The sequence below is a fragment of the Salinispora oceanensis genome (genome assembly GCF_000383575.1).
In the GTDB taxonomy this organism is placed as follows: Bacteria; Actinomycetota; Actinomycetes; order Mycobacteriales; family Micromonosporaceae; genus Micromonospora; species Micromonospora oceanensis.
Map to the genome: position 1 here is coordinate 3,102,193 of NZ_KB911579.1, position 25,403 is coordinate 3,127,595.

Consider the following 25,403-nt stretch of genomic DNA (forward strand, 5'->3'; position numbering starts at 1 on the left):
GTGTTTATCGCGCTGCACATCGTCGACAGGAGTACTTCATGACCAGCACCCTTCCGGCGTCCGCCAGCGGGACGTCCCAGCCCACCACTGTCTCCGACGGTGACTACAAGGTTGCGGACCTGTCGCTTGCTGCGTTTGGGCGCAAGGAGATTCGGCTCGCGGAGCATGAGATGCCGGGCTTGATGGCGCTTCGGCAGGAGTTTGGGCAGTCGCGGCCGTTGGCTGGTGCGCGGATTTCGGGTTCACTGCACATGACTGTGCAGACGGCCGTGTTGATCGAGACGTTGGTGGTGTTGGGAGCGCAGGTCCGGTGGGCGTCCTGCAACATCTTCTCCACCCAGGACCATGCCGCTGCCGCCGTGGTGGTGGGTCCGGAGGGCTCCCCGGAGGCGCCGGCGGGAGTGCCGGTCTTCGCCTGGAAGGGCGAGTCGCTGGAGGAGTACTGGTGGTGCACCGAGCAGGCGCTGACCTGGCCGGGTGACGAGGGTCTGAACATGATCCTTGACGACGGTGGCGACGCCACAATGCTGGTGCACAAGGGCGTCGAGTTCGAGCGGGCCGGTGCGGTGCCGGCGGCGGACGCCAGCGACAGCGAAGAATTCACGGTGTTCCTTGACCTGCTGCGTCAGTCGCTGGAGCGCGACGGCGGAAAGTGGACCCGGTTGGCGAGCGGTATCCGTGGCGTGACGGAGGAGACGACCACGGGTGTGCACCGCTTGTATGAGATGCACCGGGCGGGCTCGCTGCTGTTCCCGGCGATCAATGTTAATGATGCGGTAACGAAGAGCAAGTTCGACAACCGGTATGGATGTCGGCATTCGTTGGTCGATGGGATTAACCGGGCCACCGATGTGCTGATCGGTGGCAAGGTCGCGGTGGTCATCGGCTACGGCGACGTGGGCAAGGGGTGCGCGGAATCGCTGCGCGGCCAGGGTGCCCGCGTGGTGGTGGCCGAGATCGATCCGATCTGTGCGCTCCAGGCGGCGATGGATGGTTACCAGGTTGCCACGGTGGAAGACGTGGTGGAGACCGCCGATATCTTCATCACGGCGACCGGGTGCTTCGATGTGATTACCAACGAGCACATGGCGCGGATGAAGCACCAGGCGATCGTGGGTAACATCGGCCACTTCGACAATGAGATCGACATGGCGGGGCTGGCGCGTCGGACGGATGTGACGCGGGAGAACGTCAAGCCGCAGGTGGATGTGTGGCGGTTCGATGACGGGCACGCGGTGATCGTGCTCTCGGAGGGGCGGCTGCTGAACCTGGGCAACGCCACCGGCCACCCGTCGTTCGTGATGTCCAACAGCTTCGCCGACCAGACGATCGCTCAGATCGAGCTGTTCACGAAGACCGACGAGTACCCGACGGGCGTGCACGTGCTGCCCAAGCACCTGGACGAGAAGGTCGCGCGGCTGCACCTGGACGCGTTGGGTGCGCGGTTGTCAACCCTGACCAAGGAGCAGGCGGCGTACCTCGGGGTGCAGCAGGAGGGTCCGTTCAAGCCGGACCACTACCGCTACTGAGTCGCGCCCAGAGCGGTGTGAACTCGTGTGCCGGCCGGCCCCACCCGATGGGCGGGGCCGGCCGGCCCCCGGCGGCCGCTGCATCACGCGGCCAGCCCGGGGTACGCACCGAAATGCATCTTCGGTGCTGGCGCCGGTGGGCACACCCAGGGATCATGGTGGCAGACTGGTCCGATCAGCTGACCCGCGTGGCTGGTGGTGACGTCCCGGCCGTGGGGTGCTGCGTGCCGACGGCCGACGGCATCGACGCCAGCGGACGGTGGATCCCGCTCCGGAGGCGGAGGTGGATCCCATGACGGAGATGGGGATGGAAGATTAATCCCATGAGAGCTCGGGTACTGGTGGTTGACGATGACCCCGCCCTCGCCGAGATGCTGGGCATCGTCCTGCGCAGCGAGGGCTTCCTGCCTTCGTTCGTGGCCGATGGCGAACGTGCCCTGGCCGCGTTCCGGGAGAACCGGCCGGACATCGTCCTGCTCGACCTCATGCTGCCGGGCATGAGTGGCATCGACGTGGCCCGGTCGATCCGGGGCGAGTCGGGTGTACCGATCGTCATGCTGACTGCCAAGAGCGACACGGTTGATGTCGTCCTGGGGCTGGAGTCCGGGGCGGACGACTACGTGGTGAAACCGTTCAAGCCGAAGGAGCTGGTGGCCCGGATGCGGGCCCGGCTACGCCGGGGTGAGGATGCGGCCCCCGAGCTGCTCACCATCGGTCCCCCGGGTAACCAGATCACCATTGACGTGCCGGCGCATACCGTCAGCCGCAACGGCGAGGAGGTGAAGCTCACGCCGTTGGAGTTCGACCTGCTGGTCGCGCTCGCCCGTAAGCCGCGGCAGGTCTTCACCCGGGAGGTCTTGTTGGAACAGGTTTGGGGGTACCGGCATGCCGCCGACACCCGCCTGGTCAACGTGCACGTCCAGCGGCTCCGGGCCAAGATCGAGCCAGATCCGGAGCGCCCGGAAATCATCCTCACCGTGCGCGGCGTGGGCTACAAGGCGGGTACCGGATAACCTGGCCACACTGTGGCCGACTCCCTGGTTCCCGATCCCACCACGACCGGCTCCCCGCGCCGCCTCGCCGCCGGGGAGCTGTGGCGTGCCGTGGGCGCGTGCGGCGCGCGGCTGGTCGCCGGGCTGCACCAGGCTTGGCGGCGCTCGTTGCAGCTGCGGGTGGTGACCATCACGCTCCTGGCCTCCAGCCTGCTGGTCGGTGGCTTCGCATACCTCATCGCAGACAAGATCACCAGCATCCTGCTGGAGAACGCCGAGACCGATGTGCAGACCCGGCTGAACAGCGGTGCGGCGTACGCGGCGAAGCAGCTCGGGTTCTACCACAAGCCGGAGGAGGCGCAGTTCCAGGAGACCGTTGACGGGACGGTGAACTACCTGGCCGGCGGCGACCCCCAGCAGGCGACCGGGGTGGTGGTCGCCCTGATCGCGGACAACGCCGAAGGAGTGATCCAAACCCGAACCGCCCCGGTGGTGAGCAACCTCAATTCGTTGATCAGCCCGGAGTTGCGCGCCACCGTCGCCGGGGGTGAGGTCGCCAGTCAGATCAGTACCGGCCGCCTCGGCGAGACCGATACGAAGTATCTGGCCTACGGCTCTCCGGTGCCGACCCAGTTCGGTCAGGTCGAGCTCTACTACCTCGTTCCGTTGACCCGGCAGGACGAGACCGCGGCCGACGCCCGGGCGACCGTGGTCGGGACCGGTCTCGCCCTGGTGGTGCTGCTTGGGCTGCTCGCCGCCCTGGTGACCCGGCTGGTGGTGACGCCGGTCCGGGTGGCCGCCCGGACCGCGCAACGCCTCTCCGCCGGCCTGCTCGACCAGCGGATGGCGGTCAACGGCGAGGACGATCTGGCGCTGCTCGCCGAGTCCTTCAACCAGATGGCGACCAACCTGCAACGGCAGATCCTCCGGTTGGAGGAGATGTCGCGGCTGCAACGTCGCTTCACCTCGGATGTCTCGCACGAGCTGCGGACTCCGTTGACCACGGTCCGGATGGCCGCAGACTTGATCTTCGCCGAACGGGATGAGTTCGACCCGGCCGTGGCCCGGAGCGCCGAGCTGCTCCAGACGGAGCTGGATCGGTTCGAGGAGCTGCTGACCGACCTCTTGGAGATCAGTCGATTCGACGCCGGCTTCGCCGCGCTGGACGCCGAACCCACCGACCTGGTGCCGGTCGTGCACCGGGTGGTGGGTCGGCTGGCCTCTCTCGCCGAGCGGGTCGGGGTCACCGTCGAGCTGGATCTGCCGGGGGGCCCGGTCATCGCCGAGGTTGACCCGCGTCGCGTCGAACGGGTCCTGCGGAACCTGGTCGGCAACGCCGTCGAGCACGGTGAGGGTAAGCCGGTACGCATCACCCTGGGGGCGGACGAGACCGCGGTGGCGGTCACCGTGCGCGACCGCGGGTTGGGGCTCAAACCCGGGGAGGAGAAGTTGATCTTCAACCGGTTCTGGCGGGCCGACCCGTCGCGGGCCCGACAGACCGGGGGCACCGGGTTGGGTTTGTCGATCAGCCTTGAGGACGCCCGGCTGCACCGCGGGTGGCTGGAGGCGTGGGGCGCGCCAGGGCAGGGGGCTCAGTTCCGGCTCACCCTGCCGGCGCGGGCTGGCGACCGGCTGACCTCCTCGCCGCTGCGACTGGTTCCCGGCGACGCGCAGCTGCCGTGTGGCGGCCCACGCGAGGGCGGGTTGCTCGCCATCGGTCAGGGCAGTGCGGGGGCGCTGGCGGTCGGTCCCGCACCGGTCGACGGTGCGGAGGTCCGGTCGTGAGCCGCCAGATACTCGGTGGCCTGCTCGGTGGGGTCCTTCTCGTCACCGCGGCCGGTTGCGGGATCCCAAGCCAGACCGAGGTGCGCAGCGAGGGTCCCGGACCGGCGGCCGAGACGGGTACGAGTAGCGGGGGCCGGTCCGCCCCGCCATCTCGTACCACGGCGGACAGCCGGGAGGAGTTCGTCGACTACTTCCTCGCTGCCGCGGCCGGGGAGCCAGATGGGTCGTACGACCGGGTCAGCGAGTTCGTCGTCCCGGAGGAGCGAGCCCGGCTGCCGCAGAAGGAGGGGAGCGAGGTCGCGCTGACCGTGGTGCGGCTGGTCGAGGAGCCGGTCATCGTCCCCGGGCCGGAGAAGATCCAGGTCACCCTCACGGTGCAGCAGGTCGGGCAGCTGACCGCCGACGGGGTGCTGGGGCCACCGGAGGCCACCCCCGAGACGTACGAGTTCGGGCTGAGCCCCTTCTCGCCGGAGGGCGGGGACGAGGTCGAGTGGTATGTGACGGACCCGCCAAACGTGCTCCTACTCAGCGTCGAGGCGCTGCAGGAGTACTACAAGCCCTGGACCATCTACTTCTGGAGTTCCGACCGGCTACGCCTGGTGCCCGACCAGCGCTACCTGGCCCGCGCCGTGCCCGAGGACCGACTGGTCAGTGAGGTGGTCCGGTGGCTGGTCGGCGGCCACTCCGCCTGGCTGAAGCGGGCGATCAGCGGGTTGCCAGACGGCACCAAGCTGATCAACAACGCCACCCGGACGGACGATCGTTGGGAGGTCAACCTGGACATGACCGGTGCGGACCGCGACCGGCTGAGGCTGCTCGCCACCCAACTCGTGTGGTCGTTGCCGGAGTTGACCGGGCAGCTTGAGTTGAAGATCCGCAACCAGTCGCAGTTGATCATCGAGGAGATGGGGCAGCACCGGAGGCTGAATCCGGTTTATCAGGTCGAATCCCTCCCGCAGCCCTTCTGCATCTACGAGGGGGCGATTCGTTCCCTCGGCCCAGCGGCCGTCCCAGTGGCGCCGGCCGCGAACGACAAGGTGTTCTCGGCCGGAATCAGCCGCTCCGGCCAACGTACTCTCGCGGCACTCACGGTCGATGCCGGCGGCGGGCGGCAACGACTCGCGGTGGAGGTCGGCTCCGCCCCCCTCACCGCGTTCGCGGAGAGTCAGGAGACGTTCCGGACGATGAGCCGCCCGCTCTGGCTACGGTCGGCGCAACCGCAGCTGCCGGTCGGCCTGGTCGTCGCCGACGGCCAGCTGTACCGCTTTGACGAGGCGGCCAAGCTGGACCTGGTGCAGCTGAGCCTGGAGAGCGTGACAGCGGTGGCCGCCGCCCTGGACGGGCATCGGCTGGCGATCGTCAGCGGTGGCGAGCTCTACCTGGCAGCGGTCAGTCACGATGGGGACACGCTCGCCGTCGGGCCGCCCCGCCGTAGCCCCACCTCCCTCACCGGGCTCACCGCAGTCGACTGGTACGGCGAGAACAGTCTGGTTCTGGCCGGCGCGAAGGGCGGCAAACGAGTGCTCTACGAGGTCGGAGTGGATGGGGCCCGGGAGACCAACCTGCATGTCACCGGCGCCATCGTCACGCACCTGACGGCGTACCCGGCGCATCCGGAGGCCCCGTACGGCACGGTGATGTATGAGGCCAACGAAGTGGCGTACCAGGGCTTCCCGATGAAGCGGATCACTCCGGACCAGGTTCGGGACATCGCGTCAACCGATGCTCACGCGAGCGACCCGTCCGCGCCCCTCCTCCTCTTCTGACCAGTGATGCGGGGCCTCGGCCGAGTCGTCCAGGACCTTGGCGCACTGGTGCTGCCGGTGGAGTGCGCCGGCTGCCGAGACCAGCGGCCCGGGCTGCGGCAGGGCGTCTGCCCGGAGTGCGTCGCGGCGCTGGGCGACCTGCGACCGAGGCCGGTACGCCCGACGCCGGCCCCGGAAGGCCTGCCGCCCTGCGTGGCGCTCGGCCCCTATGCCGGCCCGTTGCGTGAGGTGTTGCTCGCGTACAAGGACCATGGCCGGCATGGGCTGGCGAGGCCGTTGGGCGCGCTGCTCGCCGAGGTGGTGGCGGTCGCGGTCGGCCCGGTGCGCCCGGTGTCGCTGGTGCCGGTGCCGGACACCCCGGCCGCGGCGCGTGCCCGCTACGGCGACCACCTCAGCCGGCTGGCCCGGCACTGCGCGCAGCGGCTGCGGCGGGCCGGCTGGCCGGTCGAGGTCCGCTCCGCGGTGCGGGCGCTGCCCCGGCCGGACTCGGTGACTCTGGACAGCGCGGGCCGGGCGGCGTCGGCCGCCGCGGCGTTTCGGGCCCGGGGCCGGCCGCTGCCGGCGGGTACGGCGCTGGTCGTCGTGGACGACATCGTTACCACCGGTTCGACGCTCGCCGCGGTTAGTCGCGTGCTGACCGCGACCGGTCGGGTGCCGTCGGTGGCGGCGGTGCTCGCGGCGACCGAGCGGAGGCAACCCCGGTAACCGATCGTGTTTTCTTTCTCCCCCTTGGTGAACGATTCAGGAAAAATCCTGGACTGTCCTGAAAACCAGGGGTGACGGTCGGCGGAACAGGAGTTAGCGTTCTGCTGTCGGGGGAAGGAGGAGTTCTCCCACCTCCCGACGGTGAAGGGAGGCGTAGCCGCACTGACCGGTCGACGCCGAGTGGGACCGTCCCGAGGGTGCGACCGGGGTACCGCAGTAACGACCATCCGAACAAGGGAGGTCACGTGGACATCGTGGTCAAGGGCCGGAACGTCGAAGTTCCAGATCATTTCCGGGTGCACGTAGCGGAGAAGCTCGCCAAGATCGAGCGCTACGATCACAAGATCATCCGGGTTGATGTCGAGCTGTTCCATGAGCGCAATCCGCGTCAGGCGGACCACTGCCAGCGGGTGGAGATCACCTGCTTTTCCCGGGGTCCGGTGATGCGGGCCGAGGCGGGCACGAGCGACTTCTACAGCGCGCTCGACGCGGCCATCGCCCGGCTGGACGCCCGGATGCGTCGGGCAGCCGACCGCCGTCGGGTCCACCACGGCCGGCACGCCCCCATCTCCGTCGCCGCCGCCACCGCCGGGCTTCCGGTGACCGACCTCGTCGCCGGCCCCCTGTCCGCCGACGCTGCCACGGCGACCGCGGTCGCCGAGCGGGCCGAGGAGGAGCGCGACGACCAGCCGTGGCACATCGCCCGGGAGAAGGTCCACCCCGCCGAGCCGATGACCATTGACGACGCCCTGTTCCAGATGGAGCTGGTCGGGCACGACTTCTACCTGTTCCAGGACAAGGAGTCCGGTCGGCCCAGCGTCGTCTACCGGCGGCATGCCTACGACTACGGGATCATCTCCCTGGCCGTCTGAGGCCCCAGGTACGGGCCGGGGCGCACCGGGCCGGTAGCGGCTCAGCGTGCTCCGGGTGTCTCGCTGAGGTCGCCCGGGAGCAGGCCGAAGAGCGTGCTGTCCGTGCGGAGTCCGTCGCCGGCGGGGAAGCGCCCGCGCACCCGCCCCTCCCGGCGGAACCCGGCCCGTGCCAACACCCGCTCCGAGGCGACATTGCCGGCGTGGGTATCCGCCCAGATCCGGCCGAGCCGGACCTCGGTGAATCCCCACTCGGCGAGCAGTCGGACCGCGCGGGTGGCGTACCCGAGTCCGCGCCAGGCCGGCAGCAGGCCGTAGCCGACCATGCCCTGTTGGAACTGCGGATTGTCGAGGACAAGTTGGCAGAGGCCGGCGATGGCCCCGCTGCTCGCGTCGATGATGACCAGGTTCGCGACCTGGTCCCGCAACCAGCGGGACTGCACCTCCCGGCAGTTCCGTTCGATGTCCGCCCGTCGCGGCGGCTCCGGCGGCGCCAGGACGGCGACCGTCTCGGGCTGGGTGTGCAGGTGGTACATGGCCTCCGCGTGCTGCGGGCCGCGTGGCCGGAGCTCCACCACGCCGTCGGTGAGCCGGCCGTCGGGTAGGTCCGGCAGCAGCCGTGGAGCCGGCCCCGGGGGGTCGTCGGCGAGCCGCGCCCAGGTGAGGAGATCAGCCCATTCGCCGTCTCGGCCGCGGCTCGCCAACCGGCGTACGCCCTCGGGGCGGAAGCCGGCGGCCAGCGCCACCCGCTGGCTGGCGATGTTCTCCGGGACGGTGAGGAGCTCCAGCCGGCGAATCCCGCTGGCGAACGCCCGGTCGGCGAGGGTCTGGGTCGCCGCAGTGGCGACGCCGCGCCCCCGCGCCCACGGGGCGACCCAGTAACCGATCGCCGCCTCCTGGCGGCTGGGGGCCGGGTCGTTCAGCCCGACCGTGCCGAGGAGCCGGTCCGTGTCGCGATCCGTGATGGCGTACGCGGCCCCGCCGTTGGCCCAGGCCGCGGGCGCCCCCTCGGTGATCCACCACCGGGCGTCCGCCTCGGTGTACGGCGACGGCAGCGCCGGCAGGAAGCGCTGGACCAGCGGGTCGGAGCAGGCGGCCATCGTGTCGGGGAGGTCCTCGAGGTGGGACAGGCGCAGCCGGATTCCGGGCCCGTCAATGGTCTCCGGCGTCATGCCGCATCCGGCCCGGGTGCGATGTCGGCCGGTCCGGACCGGGTCTTGACCGATCCAGACCCGGTCTCGATCCGCCCCGACGGGGTGTCGATCCCGGCCGGCCGCTCTGCGGGGGACTCCCCGTCCGGATTATTGAGCTCGATTCGTCTCATCTGAGCCATCGTGCCGGATCGTTCGCCCACGGCGTAACGGGATTAGGTCCACCCGCTCAGACCGCGTACGTTATGTCCGCTTCGGCGGATCGGACCCCGCCACCAGTGACCATCGCCGCGATGGAACGCCTACGATGGTTCGAGACTGTCTAGGGGAGCGTTGATCCGTGTCGATTCTGGAAAAGGTCCTCCGTGCGGGCGAGGGGCGCCTGGTGCGCCGGCTCAAGGCGATTGCCGCCGCCGTCAACTCGATCGAGGACGACTACGTCAACCTCACCGACGACGAGCTGCGGGAGATGACCGCGCAGTTCCGGGAACGGCTGGAGGGCGGCGAGACCCTTGATGACCTGTTGCCCGAGGCGTTCGCGGTCTGTCGCGAGGGCGCTGCCCGGGTGCTTGGCCAGCGCCCGTACGACGTCCAGGTGATGGGTGGCGCAGCGCTGCACTTCGGCAACATCGCCGAGATGAAGACCGGTGAGGGGAAGACCCTCACCTCGGTCATGCCGGTCTACCTCAACGCGCTCTCCGGCGAGGGCGTGCACGTGATCACGGTCAACGACTACCTGGCCGAGCGGGACGCCGCCTGGATGGGCCGGGTGCATGAGTTCCTTGGGCTCACCGTCGGCGTCGTGCTGCCCAACCGGCCCGCCGCCGAGCATCGCGCCGCCTACGAGTGCGACATCACCTACGGCACCAACAACGAGTTCGGCTTCGACTACCTGCGCGACAACATGGCCTGGTCGAAGGAGGACCTGGTCCAGCGAGGCCACAACTTCGCTGTTGTGGACGAGGTCGACTCGATCCTGATCGACGAGGCCCGCACCCCGCTGATCATTTCCGGCCCGGCCGAACACTCCGCCCGCTGGTATGGCGAGTTCGCCGCGGTGGTCGCCCGGCTCCAGGCCGGCAAGGACGGTGAGGGCGACTACGAGGTCGACTACGCCAAGCGCACGGTCGCGGTCACGGAGCGGGGGGTCGGCAAGGTCGAGGACCGGCTCGGCATCGACAACCTCTACGAGTCGGTCAACACGCCGCTGGTCGGTTACCTGAACAACGCGATCAAGGCGAAGGAACTCTTCAAGCGGGACAAGGACTACATCGTCAGCGAGGGCGAGGTCCTGATCGTTGACCAGTTCACCGGCCGCATTCTGCACGGGCGTCGCTACAACGAGGGCATGCACCAGGCGATCGAGGCCAAGGAGGGGGTGGAGATCAAGCAGGAGAACCAGACCCTCGCCACCATCACCCTCCAGAACTACTTCCGCCTCTACGCGAAGCTCGCCGGGATGACCGGTACCGCCCAGACCGAGGCGGGCGAGTTCAACAAGGTCTACAAGGTCGGGGTGGTGACCATCCCGACGCACCGGCCGATGGTCCGGGAGGACCGCTCCGACGTCATCTACAAGACCGAGAAGGCCAAGTTCAACGCGGTCGTTGACGACATCGTCGAGCGGCACCACGCCGGCCAGCCGGTGCTCGTCGGTACGGTCTCGGTGGAGAATTCCGAGATCCTCTCGCAGCTCTTGCGCCGCCGGGGCATCCCGCACTCGGTGCTGAACGCGAAGTTCCACGCCCGGGAAGCGGAGATCGTCGCCCAGGCCGGCCGCAAGGGTGCGGTCACCGTCGCCACCAACATGGCCGGCCGCGGTACCGACATCCTGCTCGGTGGTAACCCCGAGTTCCTCGCCGCCAACGAGCTGCGCCAGCGCGGGCTCGACCCGGCCGAGCACGAGGAGGAGTACGCCAAGGCGATGGAGGAGGTCCTGCCCACCTGGAAGCAGGCCTGCGAGGCCGAGGCGGAGGAGGTCTCCGCCGCCGGCGGCCTCTACGTGCTGGGCACTGAGCGGCACGAGTCCCGGCGGATCGACAACCAGCTGCGCGGCCGGTCGGGCCGCCAGGGCGACCCGGGTGAGTCCCGTTTCTACCTGTCGCTGCAGGACGAGTTGATGAAGCGTTTCCGTTCCGGCGCCGTCGAGGCCGTCATGGAGCGCTTCAACATCCCGGAGGATGTGCCCATCGAGTCGAAGATGGTCACCCGCCAGATCAAGACCGCGCAGTCGCAGATCGAGTCCCAGAACGCCGAGCTCCGCAAGAACGTCCTGAAGTACGACGAGGTCATGAACAAGCAGCGGCAGGTGATCTACGCTGAGCGGCTTCGGGTGCTCAACGGCGAGGACCTGTCGGACCAGGTCCGGAACATGATTGACGATGTCGTCGAGGCGTATGTCCGCGGCGCCGCCGCGGAGGGCTACGCCGAGGACTGGGATTTCGAGCAGCTCTGGTCCAGTCTCAAGCAGCTCTACCCGGTGGGCATCACCATTGAGGAGCTGGAGGAGGAGGCCGGCGGATCCAGGGCGAGCATCGATGTCGACTTCCTGCTCAGCCGGCTCAAGGAGGACGCGAACGCCGCGTACGACCGCCGCGAGGAGCAGCTTGGCACGGAGGGTGTCCGCCAGCTTGAGCGGATGGTCCTGCTCCAGGTGATCGACCGCAAGTGGCGCGAACACCTCTACGAGATGGACTACCTCCAGGAGGGCATCAACCTTCGGGCCTACGCCCAGCGGGACCCGGTGGTGGAGTACCAGCGCGAGGGCTTCGACATGTTCGCCACCATGATGGACGGCATCAAGGAGGAGACGGTCGGCTTCCTCTACAACCTGGACGTGCAGGTTCAGGAGCCGGAGCCGGCGGCTGACGAGGTCAAGCTCCTGGAGAAGCCGGTCGAGGTCCGGGCCAAGGGCCTTGGCCGTGCGCCGCAACAGCAGGGCCTGCAATACTCCGCGCCGACTGTCGACGGCGAGGCCGGGCGCGGCTCGGTCGCCGTCGAGCGGGCCGACGAGGCGGCATCGCAGGAGGGGCGTCCTGCCATGACCGCTCCGGCTGCCCCCGGGCAGACCGCTCCCACCGCCCCGCAGCGGCGAGGCAGCGGTGGGCGTGGCCACGCCGTCGCCGCCGGCACCGCCCGCCGGGCGGCGCCGGGGCAGGCCGAGGGCGGCAACGGGCCATCGCGCAACGCGCCGTGTCCGTGTGGCTCGGGCCGTAAGTACAAGCGCTGCCACGGCTCGCCCAACGGCGGCGCCTGACCGGCCTGTGAGAAGGTGCACGCGTTGCGCGCGCACCTTCTCACAGAACGTGGAGAGCGGTGCAGAGCCAGCTGCCGCGACGCCGTTCGAGGCGGATCGCCATTGCCCAGGTCCTGCCGGCTGGCCCGGCCAGTACGGCGGCTGCCTCGACGGCCGCGTCCCGCGGCTCACATACCCGCAGCCGGCGTAACCGCGTGCCGGGCCGGGAGGAGCGGCGTCGCACCGGCCCCGCGCGGGCGGTGGCGCGGGTCAGTTCTGCCGCCAGCTCGGCCGCCCGGGTTGGGTCAAGCAGTCGGCGCAGCTGGCTGTGGGGCCGATAGCCGTTGATCACCTCCAGGCAGGTGGTGACGAACCGATGCGCAACCCGGGTCCCCTCCGGGGTGGCGGTGGCCAGCGCCGTGGCGGGTAACCGGGTCGGGGTGCGCCGGGGACCGGGCGGGCCCGCTCCGGCCCCGCGGCGCTGGCCGGGTGGGCGGGTCAGCGGGCCTGGGCCGGGCTGGAACAGGTCGAGCGCCAGCTGACCGTCGATCAGCCAGCGGGCGGGGTCATCTTCGACGTAGGGCGGGTCGATTGACGGGGCCGGGCGAAGCCGGACCGGGGGACGAGTTGGCTCGGGGCGGCGGACGGCAGTCATCCCGGCCCTCCAGATCCTTGTGTTTGCCTTCGTTTGCCTACGGCAGACCACGATTCTGAGGGATTAAAGAGGGGATGGTCAATGCCTGTGGATGGATGGCGGTAGGGGATGTCGACGAATCGGGCCGGTTACTCCGGCTCCCGCTCGACGAGGGGGTTGCCCCGAACCCACTCGGCGGTCTCCGCGTACTTGTGGTTGATGTACTCCTCCAGTCGCACGCGCTCCACCCGCCACTGACCGCGTCCGCCGATCTTGATCGCCGGCAGTTCGCCGCTGCGTACCATGTGGTAGACCTGCGAGTCCGACACGTTCAGCTCGGCGGCGACCTCGGACAGCAGCAGAAACCTGGGCTCCGCCACACAAACTCCTTGAGTCGGCTGCGTTTGCCTCAGTTTGCCACCAGCGGTGGCCCAAAGGCAGCAGGGTCCAACGCAGCACCGGAGTGCGCTCGGAAACACTCCGGGATCCCAACTTTCGTCGAGCCCGTCCGGGGTGTATGACGGTCACGGCGTACGGCATGACCAGCGCCCCCAGACCGGCGTCCGCCGGTGGAGCTGAACCCAGGGAGAACCGGTGACCAGAGAGCAAGTCCGGGTGTATGTCCCGGCGACCGTGCCGATGCTGACCCTGCTGCGGACGGCCGGGCTCCCCGCGGCCTCCGCGCACGCGGTCACCCCGGCGCTGCGCGAGTGGTACGCCGAGGGGGACGAGGAGGAGCTGGAGTACGTCGCCTTCACCCGGGCCGCCCAGGACGCGCTCCAACTCCTGCAGGCCGACGATGCGGCACCCCGCCGCCGGGTCGTCGTCTCAGCGGATCTGCCCGTGGCTACCCCCGGACCGGGCGACGCGGACCTGGGGTCCAGCGCGGTCGAGCTGGCCGGCCCGGTGCCGGTGGGGGCGGTGGCCGCCATCCACGTGGACGGGGCGGACGCGGTCCAGGACATCACCGCCGCAGCCCGGGTGGTGACCGAGGCGCTCGGCGGTGACCCGGACGCGCAGTTCGCCGTTGACGGGGCCGAAGATCACGAGCTGGAGTGGTACGACATCACGGAGCTGGACCAGCTCCTCGGATTGAGCTAGCCCAGCGGCTCGACGTGGTTGGTCCGGAGCTGTTCCGGCTGACCTCGAACGCCTTCCGGCCGGTGCGGCTCACTCCCCGTCCGGGTCGTCCTCGTCCAGCGGGGCAGGTCCGAGGGTCCGGCCGAAGGCGATCATCGCGGTCAGCGCGCCGACGAAGAGCACCCAGATTCCGTTGTCCACCCGGGAGGTGCCGAGCGAGGTCTGCGCCACGGCATCCGCTTCGCTCAGCGCGCCAGCCAGGTCGAGCAGCCGCCGTCCCCCGATCCGCAGGATCACCTCGGCGACGAGCAGCAGTAGGCCGGGGCCGGCCCCGGCGATCAGGTAGGCCGGCCAGCGCAGGCTGGGCGGATCGCCGCGGTGCGCCGCACGGCGTCGGGACCAGGTCAGGTAGCCGAAGGCCAACAGGCCCGCCACCAGGCCGGCGAGCAGGGACTCGGTACGGGAGACCCACTTCGCGGCGCTGAGCAGCGACTCCTGGGTTTCGCCCGCGCCGAAGAGGTCGAAGAGTGGGTCCCGCGCCCAGCTGAACGCCACGACGAAGACGAGCGTGCCGAGGCCGGCGGCCACCACCGCGCCGACAACTTGGGCGGTCCGCGTCGCGGCGATGCCCCCGCCGATGATGGCGGCGGCGGCGGTGGTGCCGGCGATCACGTTGGTGGTGCCGGTGTCAGCGTAGGTCAGGTTGATGGCGAAGGCGGCGGCGAGCCCGATCAGCAGCCCACTGGCGACCGCCGCGACAAAGCGCAGGGTGCTCCGGTCCCGACCCCGATGGGCGAGCAACTCCGCCCCGAACAGCGCGAAGGCGGTGCCGGCGACGAGCGCGGCCGAGATCACCCCGGGTAGGGCGAAGGCGGAGAGGCTGATCGCGGTGACTCCGGCCGCCGCCGAGTCGATCACGGCGTGGGTGGACCAGAGCATGGCGGTAAGCCAGCCGAGTGCCAGCAGGCCGAGCGCCGGCACGCCGGGGGTGGGTAGGCCGGCCACCGCCGCCGCCGCCGGCGGGCCGGCCGTGAGCGGGTTCGCCTCGTCCGCGTCTGGGCTCGCCTGCGTCGGCTCCGTGGCGGCGGAGTCGCCGGGCTGCTTCGTCATCGTCGTCCCTTCGACCGGCACCCGGCCCGCGGTGCGGCCGGTGGTTCACCGGCCCACCAGGGTACGCGTCGTTCGCCGCGCGGCCGGGAGCCGTGTCGGCCGGTGCGGGGAGGGATTCGGGTAGTGGGGAAGAGGACCCAAACGTGGGAGAATCAGTCGCGGTCCCGCCGCCGTAACGGGCCCCTGCGGCCCCGGTGCTCGGCGTCCGGCCACCCGGCCGACGCTCCGCGGGTCCGCTACCCCCACTGCCACGAATGCCCCAGGAGCCTTTTGATGGACGCCGTCTTCTCCGTGCCCGAGCCCCGCAACGAGCCGGTACGCACCTACGCGCCGGGGGACACCGACCGGGACCGGCTGCAACGGCGGCTGGTCGAGCTAGCCAGCGACCGGATCGACCTGCCGATGACCATCGCGGGCGAGCAACGGATGGCCGGCGGTGCCTCGATCGACGTGGTGCAGCCCCACCGGCACGCGCACGTGCTGGGCGTCACCGCCCACGCCACCCACGATGACGCTCGGGCCGCGGTGCAGGCCGCGAAAGACGCGGCGCCCGGGTGGCGGGCGTTGCCGTTCGCGGAGCGGGCAGCGATCTTCCTCCGCGCCGCTGACCTGCTCGCCGGGCCCTGGCGGGACACGCTCAACGCCGCCACGATGCTCGGCCAGTCGAAGACCGCGTTCCAGGCGGAGATCGACTCGGCCTGTGAACTCATCGACTTCCTCCGGTTTAACGTCCACTTCGCTCGCCGACTCCTCGCCGAGCAGCCCCTCTCCTCGTCGGGCACCTGGAACCGGTTCGACCACCGCCCGCTCGAGGGCTTCGTCTACGCGATCACCCCGTTCAACTTCACCGCGATCGCCGGCAACCTACCCTCGGCGCCGGCCCTGCTCGGCAATACAGTGGTCTGGAAGCCGGCCCCCACCCAGCAGTTCGCCGCGCACTTCACGATGCGGCTCTTCGAGGCGGCAGGCCTGCCCCCCGGCGTGATCAATATGGTTACCGGGCGGGGCGTGGAGGTGTCCGACGTGGTGCTGGCCGACCCGGACCTGGCCGGCATCCACTTCACCGGCTCCACCAAGGTCTTCCAGCAGCTCTGGCGGACCGTCGGCGAGAAGATCGCCCACTACCGGACCTACCCGCGACTGGTCGGCGAGACCGGCGGCAAGGACTTCGTGGTCGCCCACCCCAGCGCTGATGTGGACGCGCTGCACACCGCCCTGATCCGGGGCGCGTACGAGTTCCAGGGTCAGAAGTGCTCCGCGGCCTCCCGCGCGTACATTCCACGGTCGTTGTGGGCAGGTGGGCTGCGGGACCGGCTCGCCGCCACCGCGGAGGCGCTCACCTACGGCGACATCACCGACTTCAGTAACTTCGGTGGCGCCGTCATTGACGCCAAGGCGTACGCGCGGCACACCGCCGCCCTGGAGTTGATCTCAGGGGATGATTCGTGCCAGGTCGTCGCCGGCGGCACCGCTGACGACTCAATCGGCTACTTCGTTCGGCCGACACTCTTCGAGTGCACCGACGCCGCCCACGAGACCTTCACCACCGAGTACTTCGGCCCCATCCTCGGCGTGCACGTCTTCGACGACGACCGCTTCGACGAGGTGGTCACTCAGGCCGAGTCGATCGCGCCGTACGCGTTGACCGGCGCCATTTTCGCCACCGACCGGCAGGTGGTTGATCGGGTCGCCGAGCGGATGCGATACGCCGCCGGCAACTTCTACATCAACGACAAGCCCACTGGTGCGGTAGTGGGTCAGCAGCCGTTCGGCGGTGCCCGCGCCAGTGGCACCAACGACAAGGCCGGCTCCTGGCAGAACCTGGTCCGGTGGATGTCACCCCGCACGATCAAAGAAACCTTCGTCCCGCCGACCGGTCACACCTATCCCCACATGGACTAACCAGAAGTACCCCTTCCCCACGTCGACCGCCCGGCGTGGGGAAGGGGTACTTTCATCCACTCCATATCGGTGGACAGTGCACATAGGAAGCCCTGATGGGTGTCGAAAACGTGAAATCCTGGACGCCGCGACCGCAAAGTGGCAGCGTGAGAGGCATGGCGGATTCCGGAGTCAATCCCACGGCGGCGGCCCTGCTCGGGCTGCTTCACGAGGGCCCGATGACAGGTGGTCAACTGATGGCCGCCGCCGAGCGCCGGTTGGCGCCGTACTGGTCAATGACCCGCAGTCAGGTCTACCGAGAGCTGCCCGTGCTGGCCGAAAAGGGGCTGGTGCGGCTCGGTAAACCGGGGCCGCGGATGAGTCAGCCGTATGCGATCACCGCTGCGGGTAAACGAACCTTCTCCAGATGGCTGACGGAGGAGCCGGGTCGGGACACCATTCGAAACCCGATCGCGCTACGGTTCGCCTTCGGGAACCTGCACTCGGCCAGCCAGCTCAAGAACCTCCAGACGGCAGCGAACGAGTACCACACAGAGGCCCTGGCCCGGGTCCGGGAGCAGGTGAAGAATGCGAAGAAGGAAGGCGAAACGTACGACGCCAGCGCCTTGGAGTTCGCCGTCGCGTACCACAAGGCCGCCCTCTCCTGGCTCAAGTCCGCCTCGGTCAGCTGACCCGGCAGCAGCCCCCGGCCGGGGCGCACCTGGTACCCGGGTCGGGCAGTAGGCCCTGCCCCCCGGGTCGGGACCGCCCCCGATGAAGGCCCCGCCTCGCCCGCGGGGTGGGTGCGGCGTGGGCTGCGGGGCTCGCAAGCGCACGCCTGCTCGCAAGCGCACGCCTGCTCCGCAAGCTCGCTCCTCGCCCGCGCTGGGTTTGTTTGGCGTGGGCTGCGGGGCTCGCAAGCTCGCTCCTCGCCCGCGCAGTAGTCTTGTCTGTCGTGACCGATGCCGACTACGCCGAACAGCTCAAGGACCTCGACGCCACTCTTCGCAATATCGAGTCGGTGCTCGACATCGACCGGCTTCGGGCGGACAAGGCCCGTCTGGAGGAGGCCGCCTCCGCCCCCGACCTCTGGGACGACCAGGCCCGGGCGCAGCAGGTCACCTCGCAGCTGTCGTACGTGAATGGGGAGATCAACAAGCTCGCGGAGCTTCGTTCTCGTCTCGACGATGCCAAGGTGCTGCTGGAACTGGCCGAGGCGGAGTCCGACCCGGGCGCTCTCACCGAGGTCGAGACGGAGGTCGTCGGGCTGGCTAAGGCCATCGACGAGATGGAGGTCCGCACCCTGCTCTCCGGCGAGTACGACTCCCGGGAGGCACTGGTGGCGATCCGCGCCGGTGCCGGCGGCGTGGACGCGGCGGACTTCGCCGAGATGTTGCTGCGGATGTACCTGCGCTGGGCCGAGCGGCACGGCTACCCCACCGAGGTCTACGAGACCTCGTACGCCGAGGAGGCCGGGCTCAAGTCGGCCACCTTCACGGTCAAGGTGCCGTACGCGTACGGCACGCTCAGCGTCGAGTCGGGCACCCACCGGCTGGTCCGGATCAGCCCCTTCGACAACCAGGGTCGGCGACAGACCAGCTTCGCCGGGGTCGAGGTGCTACCGGTGGTGGAGCAGACCGATCACATCGACATCCCCGAGAACGAGATGCGCTTCGACGTCTACCGGTCGTCCGGCCCCGGTGGGCAGAGCGTGAACACGACCGACTCGGCGGTTCGGATCACCCACATCCCGACCGGAATCGTGGTCACCTGTCAGAACGAGAAGTCCCAGCTGCAGAACAAGGCCTCCGCGCTGCGCGTCCTCCAGGCCCGCCTGCTGGAGCGGAAGCGCCAGGAGGAGCAGGCCAAACTTCAGGGCCTGAAGACCGACGCCGCCGGCTCCTGGGGTGACCAGATGCGTTCATATGTTCTGCATCCGTACCAGATGGTGAAGGACCTTCGAACTGAGCAGGAGACCGGGACTCCCTCCGCGGTCTTCGATGGCGAGTTGGACGCCTTCATTGAGGCCGGTATCCGGTGGCGAAAGCAGCAGCAGCTTGCTGATGACAAAGCGTGACCGATCGTGGGCGCAGCGCGCCATCGAATATCGTGAGTGCTGGCAGATCGACGACGTGCCCCAGAATTGAGGGGCGCGGGATTTGGCACATCGGTTACACCGCGTAGACTCACGACCCGTGATTCAGCTTGAGCAAGTGACGAAGACGTACCCGAAGGCGTCCCGGCCTTCGCTCGACAACGTGTCCGTCGCGATTGAGAAGGGCGAGTTCGTCTTCTTCATCGGCCCATCCGGCTCCGGCAAGTCCACCATCATCAAGATGCTGCTACACGAGGTTGCGCCCAGTAAGGGCCGGATCGTCGTGAACAGCAAGGATGTTACGTCGATGCGCTCCTGGAAGCGGCCCGCCTTCCGACGCTCGATCGGCTGCGTGTTCCAGGACTTCCGGCTGCTGCCGAACCGCACCGCCTACGAGAACGTGGCGTTCGCGCTCGAGGTGATCGGCAAGACCAAGGCGGTCGCCCGCCGGGTGGTGCCGGAGGTGCTGGAGTTGGTCGGGCTTGGTGGCAAGGAGCACCGCTACCCGCAGGAGCTCTCCGGTGGTGAGCAGCAGCGGGTCGCGGTCGCCCGGGCGTTCGTGAACCGTCCGTTGATCCTGCTCGCGGACGAGCCGACCGGAAACCTCGACCCGGACACCTCCATCGAGATCATGCGTTTGCTGGACCGGATCAACCGCACCGGTACGACCGTCGTGATGGTTACCCACGACTCGAACATCGTGAATCAGATGCGCCGCCGGGTCATCGAGATCGAGAGCGGTCGGATCGTCCGCGACCAGGCTCGCGGCGTCTACGGGTGAGCCGGCGCTCCCACCCGACTGACGACCACCACCTGCCGGAGACGCGGAGGAATCTTCGATGCGCTTGAAATACGTCCTGTCCGAGGTCCTGGTCGGACTGTGGCGCAACGTGACCATGACCATCGCAATGATCATTACGATGGCGGTCTCGCTGACCATGCTCGGCGCCAGCGGCCTGATCTACGTCAAGGTCGCCGAGATGAAGGAGCTGTACTTCGAGAACATCGAGGTCTCGATCTTTCTCGAGAGAGAGGCCACCGAGGAACAGAAGACGGTGATCCAGGCCCAGCTGGATGCCGACCCACTGATCGAGAGCGTCACGTACGTCAACAAAGAAGAGGCGTACGAGGCTTTTAAGGAGATGTTCCGGGACTCCCCGGACCTGGTCAGTGCGGTCGGTCCAGAGGCGCTGCCGGAGTCGTACCGGCTGAAACTGGTGAACCCGCAGGAGTACCAGGTGGTCGGGGAGCAGTACGCCGGGATCGAGGGCGTCGACCAGGTGATCGACAAGTCCGCCGTACTCGACAAGATCTTCAATCTCTTCTCCGCGGGTCAGAAGATCGCCCTCGTCGTGGCGATCGCGATGGCTGTCGCCGCCCTGCTCCTGGTCGCCAACACCATCCAGGTCGCCGCTTACAGCAAGCGGCGCGAGGTCGCGGTCATGAAGCTGGTCGGCGCGTCGAACTGGTTCATCCAGGCGCCCTTCGTCCTGGAAGCCGTGGTCGCCGGCCTGATCGGATCCCTGCTCGGCCTCGGTGCCCTCGCCGGCCTGAAGGTCTTCCTCTTCGACGGCGCGCTGAGGGCCCTCCAGGGGCTCCTGGCGCCGGTCAGCTGGGGCGAGGTGCTGCTGGCCTTCCCCCTGATGGCCGCCGTCGGAGGATTGATCAGCGCGATCACCGCCTGGGTCACGCTCCGCTTCTACCTGCGGGTCTAGTGCTTGCAGGGCGGCCGTTAGGGCCGCCCGCGCACCCTGTCGGGCCTGGGCTCTCCCGCACCGGAATAATCGGCGCGGGAGAGCCCTTGCGCTCCGGTAGGATGATCGCCGCTGTTCGACCCAGGGGGCGCAGCGACCAGGCTGTTCGACCCAGGGGGCGCAGCGACCAGGCTGTTCGACCCAAGGGCGCAGCGATCAGGAAGGGAGGTGGCGCCGATGCCACGGGAGAAGGGGCGCAAGGTCGTCGCCTCCAATCGGAAGGCCCGGCACGACTACTCGATCCTCGACACCTACGAGGCGGGGATGGCATTGACCGGCACCGAGGTCAAGTCGCTGCGGGCGGGGCGAGCGTCGCTGGTGGACGCCTTCGCTCAGGAGCGCAATGGCGAGCTGTATCTGCACGGGATGCACATCCCGGAGTACGTGCAGGGCACCTGGACCAACCACGAGCCCCGACGCACCCGCAAGCTACTGCTCAACCGCATCGAGATCGACCGGCTGATCGGCAAGACCCGGGAGAGCGGGCTCACGATCGTCCCGCTGCAGGTCTACTTCTCCGACGGCTGGGCCAAGGTCGAGATCGGCGTCGCCAAGGGCAAGAAGTCGTACGACAAGCGGCAGGACCTCGCCAAGCGGGACGCGCAACGGGAGATCGCCCGGGCCGCCGGCCGGCGGGGCAAGGGGATGGAAGGCTGAGCTGGCGCCCGGCTGGGGCGGGATGAAACCCGTTGCGCCAGGCGTTAGGCTTATCGGTGCCGCCAACAGGGGCGGTCCGTCGAGGGGGTGACTGGTTTCGACTTCGTACGTTGCGGCAGGGGAAGCGAGCCGAGGAAGCCAACGTCGTCTCGGAAATCGTTCGTTGGAAAACAATAAGCGCCAAGCAGAATCGCGCTGACTTCGCTCTCGCCGCCTGAGGCGAGTAGCAAGTCTGTCGGCCTGGGAGTGCCTTCGACCCAGTTAGCCGGCATCAGCTAGGAGGCTGGCCAATCGGCCCCGGTCGCGGGGGCCGTGCGGCGAGATTAATCAGCGACTGGGCCCGTCACACCGACTCGCTCGCGTGATCGGAGGGGCCGAGTAGAGGCACAGCGAGCTGCGCTCGGAGAAGCCCTGGCAAGGCGGCGAAGGACCCGGGTTCGATTCCCGGCACCTCCACCACCTGACCTGTGCGCCCCGGTCCACCCGGACCGGGGCGCACCGGCGTTTCCGGCCTTGCCCCCCGCTGCCGCCGGGCGCCGTCGTCCCGCTGCCGCCAGGCACCGTTGTCCCGGCGCCACCGCTCCGGCGCCGCCGGGCGGCACCAGCCCCTGGCGTCGCTCCTGGCGGCGAGTGTCTTCGGTGCCTGCCCTGGAACCGGTGCGGGGTGCCGAGCGTCCGAGAAGTATGCGTCGAGTAATCGCCCCCCTGAGCCTGACCCTGCTGCTGGCCGCCGGCTGCGCGCCCGCCGTTCCGGAGCCGGCCGGCGACGCCGCGCCGACCGGCCGGCAGGCGGTGTTCGACGAACGGGCCGCGCAGATCACCGCCGCGTGGCAGCCCGGAGCGGAGTGGAGCGACGGATATATCCCACTCCAGGAACCGACCATGGCCGTCGGAAACCCCGGCTTCACCCCCGACACCCAGGCCGCCTTCCGGGCCGGCTGGTATCGGGATCAGATCCCGCTGCCGAAGGAGCAGCCCGAAGACGGCACCATCCAGTTCCCCTCCGGCACCCTCACCGTGCCGCTGGTCAGCGCCGCCGAGGCGTACCGGGAACTCGATCGGGGCGACCCACCGGCGTGCGGCGGGCGGCCGACGAACCCGGCCACCCCACCGGCGCCGGCCGACGGGCCGGACACCGGGGTGAGCACCTCGCCGCAGACCGCCTGCATCCCGCTCACCGTCACCGCCGTCGAACTGGCCAGCGTGCCGGTGCGGACCAGCCGAGGCGAGGCTGCGGTCCCGGCCTGGCTCTTCACCATTGACGAGCTGACCGCCCCGGTAGCCCGGCTCGCGGTCGCCCCGGCCGCCGTCGGAGTGCCGCCGGAGCCGGTCGCACCCACCGCACCACTGCCCCTGGAACTGGTCGGGGCGCTGGACCTGCGCGCCGTGGACGACGCGACGCTGACCGTACGGCTCGGCATCGGTGCGTGCGACACCGGCCTCACCCCACTGGTCTACGAACAGGATGACATCGTGGTGGTCGGCGGCGCGGTGACCCGCAGCACCGGTGTCTGCACCGAGCAGCTCCTGCTCGAACCGGTGACGGTGCAGCTCGCCGCCCCGCTCGGGGAGCGGACCGTCCTCGACGTGCTCGGCGGCGGGCCGCTGCGGCTCACCACCGGTTGACCGGCGATGGCCCGGCCGCCCGGCTCAGGGCAGCGCGAAGGGAAGCTTGATGCCGTCCAAGGCTGTCCCACAGGCGCAGTCCCGATCCGTCGGCAGCTGGGCCACCGCAGTGAAAAGCAGTTCCCGGAGGCGGGCGGTGTTTTCGCCGAAGACCCGGAACACCTCCTCCTGGGTCACCGATCCGCCGCCCGGCACGCCCGCGTCATGGTCGGTGACGAGCGCGATCGACGAGTAGCAGAGGGCCAGTTCCCGGGCGAGCACCGCCTCCGGGTGGCCGGTCATGTTGACCACCGTTCCGCCGAGGGCGGTGAACCAGCGCGACTCGGCACGGGTGGAGAAGCGGGGACCCTCAACGACCACCACCGTCCCACCGTCCACCGCCGGCACGCCCCGCTCGGCGCCGGCGGCGAGCAGCGTACGCCGCCCGACCGGGCAGTACGGGTCGGCGAAGGAGACGTGCACCGCGCCCCGGTCGTAGTAGGTCTGCGCCCGACCACTGGTGCGGTCGATCAGCTGGTCGGGCACGACGAACGTGCCGGGGCCCAGCTCCGGGCGCAGGCCGCCGACCGCGCAGGGGGCGAGCACCTGGCGGACCCCGAGCGAGCGCAGCGCCCACAGGTTGGCCCGGTAGGGGATCTGGTGCGGCGGGTGCCGGTGGTCCCGGCCGTGCCGGGGCAGGAACGCCAACCGGCGGCCGGCGACCTCCGCGATGGTGACCGCGTCAGACGGCGGCCCGTACGGGGTGTCGACTACATGCTCTGTGGCGTCGTCGAGCAGGGCGTACAGACCCGACCCGCCGATCACCGCGAATTCTGCCGTGGGACTCACCGAACCTCCCTCGTCTCTGTCGCGTCAGACCTTAGCCAGCGACCCAGCAGCAGGCTATGGTGCCAGGCATGGCGTTGACGGGGCGGCTGGCACCGGTGTCCCCGGTTGGCCGGGCACGGTCAGACTGACGGGATGTCCGACATGCAGGAAGAGGGGCGGGCGATCGACGGGCGGGCGACGGAGTCGATGGCCGGGCGGCTGCTGGTCGCGGCACCCACGCTGAAGGATCCGAACTTTGACCGGACCGTGGTGCTGCTGGTCGCCCACGAGCCGGGCGGGGCGCTGGGCGTCGTGCTCAACCGGGCCACCGAGATTCCGGTGGCGGAGGTGCTCGGCGACTGGGGCGAGTTGGCCCGCGACCCCGCCGTGGTCTTCGAAGGGGGCCCGGTGCAGCCGGATTCGGCGATCTGTCTCGCCCGCATGCGTCCCCCGCTGCGCCCGATGAAGAGCTTCCAGCAGATCTCCGGTGCGGTCGGCACGCTCGACCTGACAGTGGACCCGGCGCAGCTGCGGGAGAGCATCGCCGGCATCCGGGTCTTCGCCGGCTACTCCGGGTGGGAGTCGGGCCAGCTGGAGCAGGAGATCGCGGGGGGATCTTGGTTCGTCCTGGACGCGTTGCCCGGGGACGCCTTCGTCGATCGTCCGGACGACCTGTGGCCGATGGTGCTGCGTCGACAGGGCGGCATGATGGCGGCGGTGGCGCACTTCCCGGCGGACGTGGCGCTCAACTGAGCCGGCGCGGTAGCCGGGCACCCCGCGCGCTGACCGTGCCGGCCGGCGTGTGTATAGTTCTCCCGTGCCCGGGCAACCGGGTAGTGCACAGGGGGCCGTGGCGCAGCTGGTAGCGCACCACACTGGCAGTGTGGGGGTCAGGGGTTCGAGTCCCCTCGGCTCCACCCAAGAGAAAGGCCCTGGTGGGAGACAGTATCTCCCACCAGGGACTTTTTGCTTTGTTACTCCGGCGGGCCGCTATGTGCCAGATCTGTACCAGATCACGCGCTGATCTTGCCCCTTGCCTCTTCGATCAAGGCGTCTAGCGCGGCTGCGATGGCATGATCCCGGTCACCGCTAACGTGGTGCCCTCGCTCTGCTCACTCGGCGGAAACGTCTGGGAGGTCCCGCCCGTGGCGACTTTCCGGCCGGGCTACTCGTCGTCTCCGCTCTTCAGGGACTCTGCCAGCCTCCAGATGAACTGCGGTATGCGAGCGCCTCCCCAGAGCGCCACCCGGTATGTGACCTGCGGCGAGAGCTCGTACAGCCGTTCGCGGATGTATGAGGTGCTCCACGAGTCGTACACCTCGAACTCGCCGTACTCGTCCTTGACGTAGGTGCGCCGGCGCCCAGTCCTGACTTTCGCGGCCACTCGCGAAGTCGGCATCTCACCGTGCTCGTCGAGCAGTTCAAGGATCTCGTGCTCGACCGCCTCTTGCATCCTTCTTGCCGCCTGCCTCCCGCTCATGGGTAGTTGATCTTAGCCGCTGCCGCCCCCAAGTTCCTCCTCCATCAGGTGGTCATCGTCGGATATCTGGCTGCTCCGTGCGGCCGCAAAACGGAGGCCGTCAGGGGTGCCCCTATGGGTTTCGTTAAGCGGCGCGGCATGTTGCATAGGCCGGACCCTGGTCGGGCTGCCTCCCTCCAGGTAAGCGGCGGCAAGGTTCGCGGGAAGGGCAACGGCTACGTCACTAAAGACGGCGATGTCGTAGAGT

At 69.3% G+C, this 25,403-nt stretch carries 23 protein-coding genes, 1 tRNA gene and 1 other RNA gene; 18 read left to right on the top strand and 7 right to left on the bottom strand.

The window, feature by feature from the left end; all coding sequences use genetic code 11:
• Nucleotides 1-38: 38 nt before the first annotated feature.
• From ahcY to hpf, 6 genes are all read left to right on the top strand, one after another.
• On the top strand, nt 39-1,529 hold the full coding sequence (ahcY, locus tag SALPAC4_RS0114495) for an adenosylhomocysteinase (RefSeq protein ID WP_018737125.1): 1,491 nt from the start codon (nt 39-41) through the stop codon (nt 1,527-1,529).
• Between the two features lie 323 nt (nt 1,530-1,852).
• Nucleotides 1,853-2,542, top strand: a complete 690-nt coding sequence (mtrA, locus tag SALPAC4_RS0114500) for an MtrAB system response regulator MtrA (RefSeq protein ID WP_011904877.1) — start codon at nt 1,853-1,855, stop codon at nt 2,540-2,542.
• A 90-nt stretch (nt 2,543-2,632) separates the two neighbouring features.
• Nucleotides 2,633-4,306, top strand: coding sequence for an MtrAB system histidine kinase MtrB (gene mtrB / locus SALPAC4_RS0114505; RefSeq protein ID WP_027644539.1), 1,674 nt, complete (start codon nt 2,633-2,635; stop codon nt 4,304-4,306).
• Nucleotides 4,303-6,072 (top strand): LpqB family beta-propeller domain-containing protein, encoded by a 1,770-nt coding sequence (locus SALPAC4_RS0114510; RefSeq protein ID WP_019870941.1) that lies wholly within the window; start codon nt 4,303-4,305, stop codon nt 6,070-6,072. The genes mtrB and SALPAC4_RS0114510 overlap by 4 nt, the downstream gene beginning before the upstream one ends.
• Before the next feature lie 6 nt (nt 6,073-6,078).
• Nucleotides 6,079-6,777 carry a ComF family protein gene (locus SALPAC4_RS0114515; protein ID WP_019870942.1) on the top strand — a complete coding sequence of 233 codons (699 nt, stop codon included), beginning with the start codon at nt 6,079-6,081 and terminating at the stop codon, nt 6,775-6,777.
• Nucleotides 6,778-7,022: 245 nt separating this feature from the next.
• Nucleotides 7,023-7,649 carry a ribosome hibernation-promoting factor, HPF/YfiA family gene (gene hpf / locus SALPAC4_RS0114520; protein WP_018729665.1) on the top strand — a complete coding sequence of 209 codons (627 nt, stop codon included), beginning with the start codon at nt 7,023-7,025 and terminating at the stop codon, nt 7,647-7,649.
• A 41-nt stretch (nt 7,650-7,690) separates the two neighbouring features.
• Here the strand turns inward: hpf and SALPAC4_RS0114525 are convergent, their stop codons facing one another.
• Entirely contained in the window at nt 7,691-8,818 is a 1,128-nt protein-coding gene (locus tag SALPAC4_RS0114525) for a GNAT family N-acetyltransferase (RefSeq protein WP_019870943.1), read from the bottom strand.
• Nucleotides 8,815-8,970, bottom strand: coding sequence for a hypothetical protein (locus SALPAC4_RS27760; RefSeq protein ID WP_019870944.1), 156 nt, complete (start codon nt 8,968-8,970; stop codon nt 8,815-8,817). Before SALPAC4_RS27760 ends, SALPAC4_RS0114525 begins: the two co-directional genes overlap by 4 nt.
• Nucleotides 8,971-9,137: 167 nt before the next feature.
• Between SALPAC4_RS27760 and secA the strand changes: the two genes are divergently transcribed.
• Nucleotides 9,138-12,053, top strand: coding sequence for a preprotein translocase subunit SecA (gene secA / locus SALPAC4_RS0114535; RefSeq protein ID WP_019870945.1), 2,916 nt, complete (start codon nt 9,138-9,140; stop codon nt 12,051-12,053).
• A gap of 40 nt (nt 12,054-12,093) precedes the next feature.
• Here the strand turns inward: secA and SALPAC4_RS0114540 are convergent, their stop codons facing one another.
• Complete coding sequence (locus tag SALPAC4_RS0114540) at nt 12,094-12,687, bottom strand: Rv3235 family protein (protein WP_019870946.1); 594 nt, start codon at nt 12,685-12,687, stop codon at nt 12,094-12,096.
• Nucleotides 12,688-12,815: 128 nt separating this feature from the next.
• The gene (locus tag SALPAC4_RS0114545; RefSeq protein ID WP_019870947.1) at nt 12,816-13,046 is read right to left on the bottom strand and encodes a helix-turn-helix domain-containing protein; all 231 of its coding nucleotides are present in this window, start codon (nt 13,044-13,046) and stop codon (nt 12,816-12,818) included.
• 214 nt (nt 13,047-13,260) lie between these two features.
• Here SALPAC4_RS0114545 and SALPAC4_RS0114550 point away from each other — a divergent pair, with 214 nt between their 5' ends.
• Nucleotides 13,261-13,767 (top strand): DUF6912 family protein, encoded by a 507-nt coding sequence (locus SALPAC4_RS0114550; RefSeq protein WP_027644541.1) that lies wholly within the window; start codon nt 13,261-13,263, stop codon nt 13,765-13,767.
• Nucleotides 13,768-13,836: 69 nt separating this feature from the next.
• Here SALPAC4_RS0114550 and SALPAC4_RS0114555 read toward each other — a convergent pair whose 3' ends face one another.
• Nucleotides 13,837-14,856, bottom strand: a complete 1,020-nt coding sequence (locus SALPAC4_RS0114555) for a hypothetical protein (RefSeq protein ID WP_019870949.1) — start codon at nt 14,854-14,856, stop codon at nt 13,837-13,839.
• A gap of 273 nt (nt 14,857-15,129) precedes the next feature.
• Here SALPAC4_RS0114555 and pruA point away from each other — a divergent pair, with 273 nt between their 5' ends.
• The 8 genes from pruA to SALPAC4_RS0114590 all read left to right on the top strand — a co-directional run bounded on the left by pruA (nt 15,130) and on the right by SALPAC4_RS0114590 (nt 22,869).
• Nucleotides 15,130-16,758, top strand: coding sequence for an L-glutamate gamma-semialdehyde dehydrogenase (gene pruA, locus SALPAC4_RS0114560; protein ID WP_018737113.1), 1,629 nt, complete (start codon nt 15,130-15,132; stop codon nt 16,756-16,758).
• A 155-nt stretch (nt 16,759-16,913) separates the two neighbouring features.
• A complete protein-coding gene (locus tag SALPAC4_RS0114565) occupies nt 16,914-17,429 on the top strand; it encodes a PadR family transcriptional regulator (RefSeq protein WP_018737112.1) in 516 nt (171 codons plus the stop codon).
• A 263-nt stretch (nt 17,430-17,692) separates the two neighbouring features.
• Entirely contained in the window at nt 17,693-18,814 is a 1,122-nt protein-coding gene (gene prfB, locus SALPAC4_RS0114570) for a peptide chain release factor 2 (RefSeq protein WP_018729675.1), read from the top strand.
• A gap of 118 nt (nt 18,815-18,932) precedes the next feature.
• A complete protein-coding gene (gene ftsE, locus SALPAC4_RS0114575) occupies nt 18,933-19,613 on the top strand; it encodes a cell division ATP-binding protein FtsE (RefSeq protein WP_019870950.1) in 681 nt (226 codons plus the stop codon).
• 58 nt (nt 19,614-19,671) lie between these two features.
• Nucleotides 19,672-20,547 carry a permease-like cell division protein FtsX gene (ftsX, locus tag SALPAC4_RS0114580; protein WP_019870951.1) on the top strand — a complete coding sequence of 292 codons (876 nt, stop codon included), beginning with the start codon at nt 19,672-19,674 and terminating at the stop codon, nt 20,545-20,547.
• A gap of 216 nt (nt 20,548-20,763) precedes the next feature.
• Nucleotides 20,764-21,243 carry an SsrA-binding protein SmpB gene (gene smpB / locus SALPAC4_RS0114585; RefSeq protein WP_025619316.1) on the top strand — a complete coding sequence of 160 codons (480 nt, stop codon included), beginning with the start codon at nt 20,764-20,766 and terminating at the stop codon, nt 21,241-21,243.
• An 83-nt stretch (nt 21,244-21,326) separates the two neighbouring features.
• Nucleotides 21,327-21,702, top strand: a transfer-messenger RNA (tmRNA) gene (gene ssrA / locus SALPAC4_RS26595).
• 225 nt (nt 21,703-21,927) lie between these two features.
• Nucleotides 21,928-22,869, top strand: coding sequence for a hypothetical protein (locus SALPAC4_RS0114590; RefSeq protein ID WP_019870952.1), 942 nt, complete (start codon nt 21,928-21,930; stop codon nt 22,867-22,869).
• 24 nt (nt 22,870-22,893) lie between these two features.
• On the opposite strand, the gene SALPAC4_RS0114595 is transcribed toward SALPAC4_RS0114590, so the two are convergent.
• A complete protein-coding gene (locus SALPAC4_RS0114595; protein ID WP_018729679.1) occupies nt 22,894-23,697 on the bottom strand; it encodes an S-methyl-5'-thioadenosine phosphorylase in 804 nt (267 codons plus the stop codon).
• A 132-nt stretch (nt 23,698-23,829) separates the two neighbouring features.
• Between SALPAC4_RS0114595 and SALPAC4_RS0114600 the strand changes: the two genes are divergently transcribed.
• Both SALPAC4_RS0114600 and SALPAC4_RS0114605 read left to right on the top strand, forming a co-directional pair.
• Complete coding sequence (locus SALPAC4_RS0114600; RefSeq protein WP_018729680.1) at nt 23,830-24,429, top strand: YqgE/AlgH family protein; 600 nt, start codon at nt 23,830-23,832, stop codon at nt 24,427-24,429.
• A 91-nt stretch (nt 24,430-24,520) separates the two neighbouring features.
• Nucleotides 24,521-24,593, top strand: a tRNA-Ala gene (locus SALPAC4_RS0114605).
• 248 nt (nt 24,594-24,841) lie between these two features.
• Here SALPAC4_RS0114605 and SALPAC4_RS0114610 read toward each other — a convergent pair.
• Nucleotides 24,842-25,156, bottom strand: coding sequence for a hypothetical protein (locus SALPAC4_RS0114610; protein WP_223874759.1), 315 nt, complete (start codon nt 25,154-25,156; stop codon nt 24,842-24,844).
• Nucleotides 25,157-25,403: the final 247 nt, after the last annotated feature.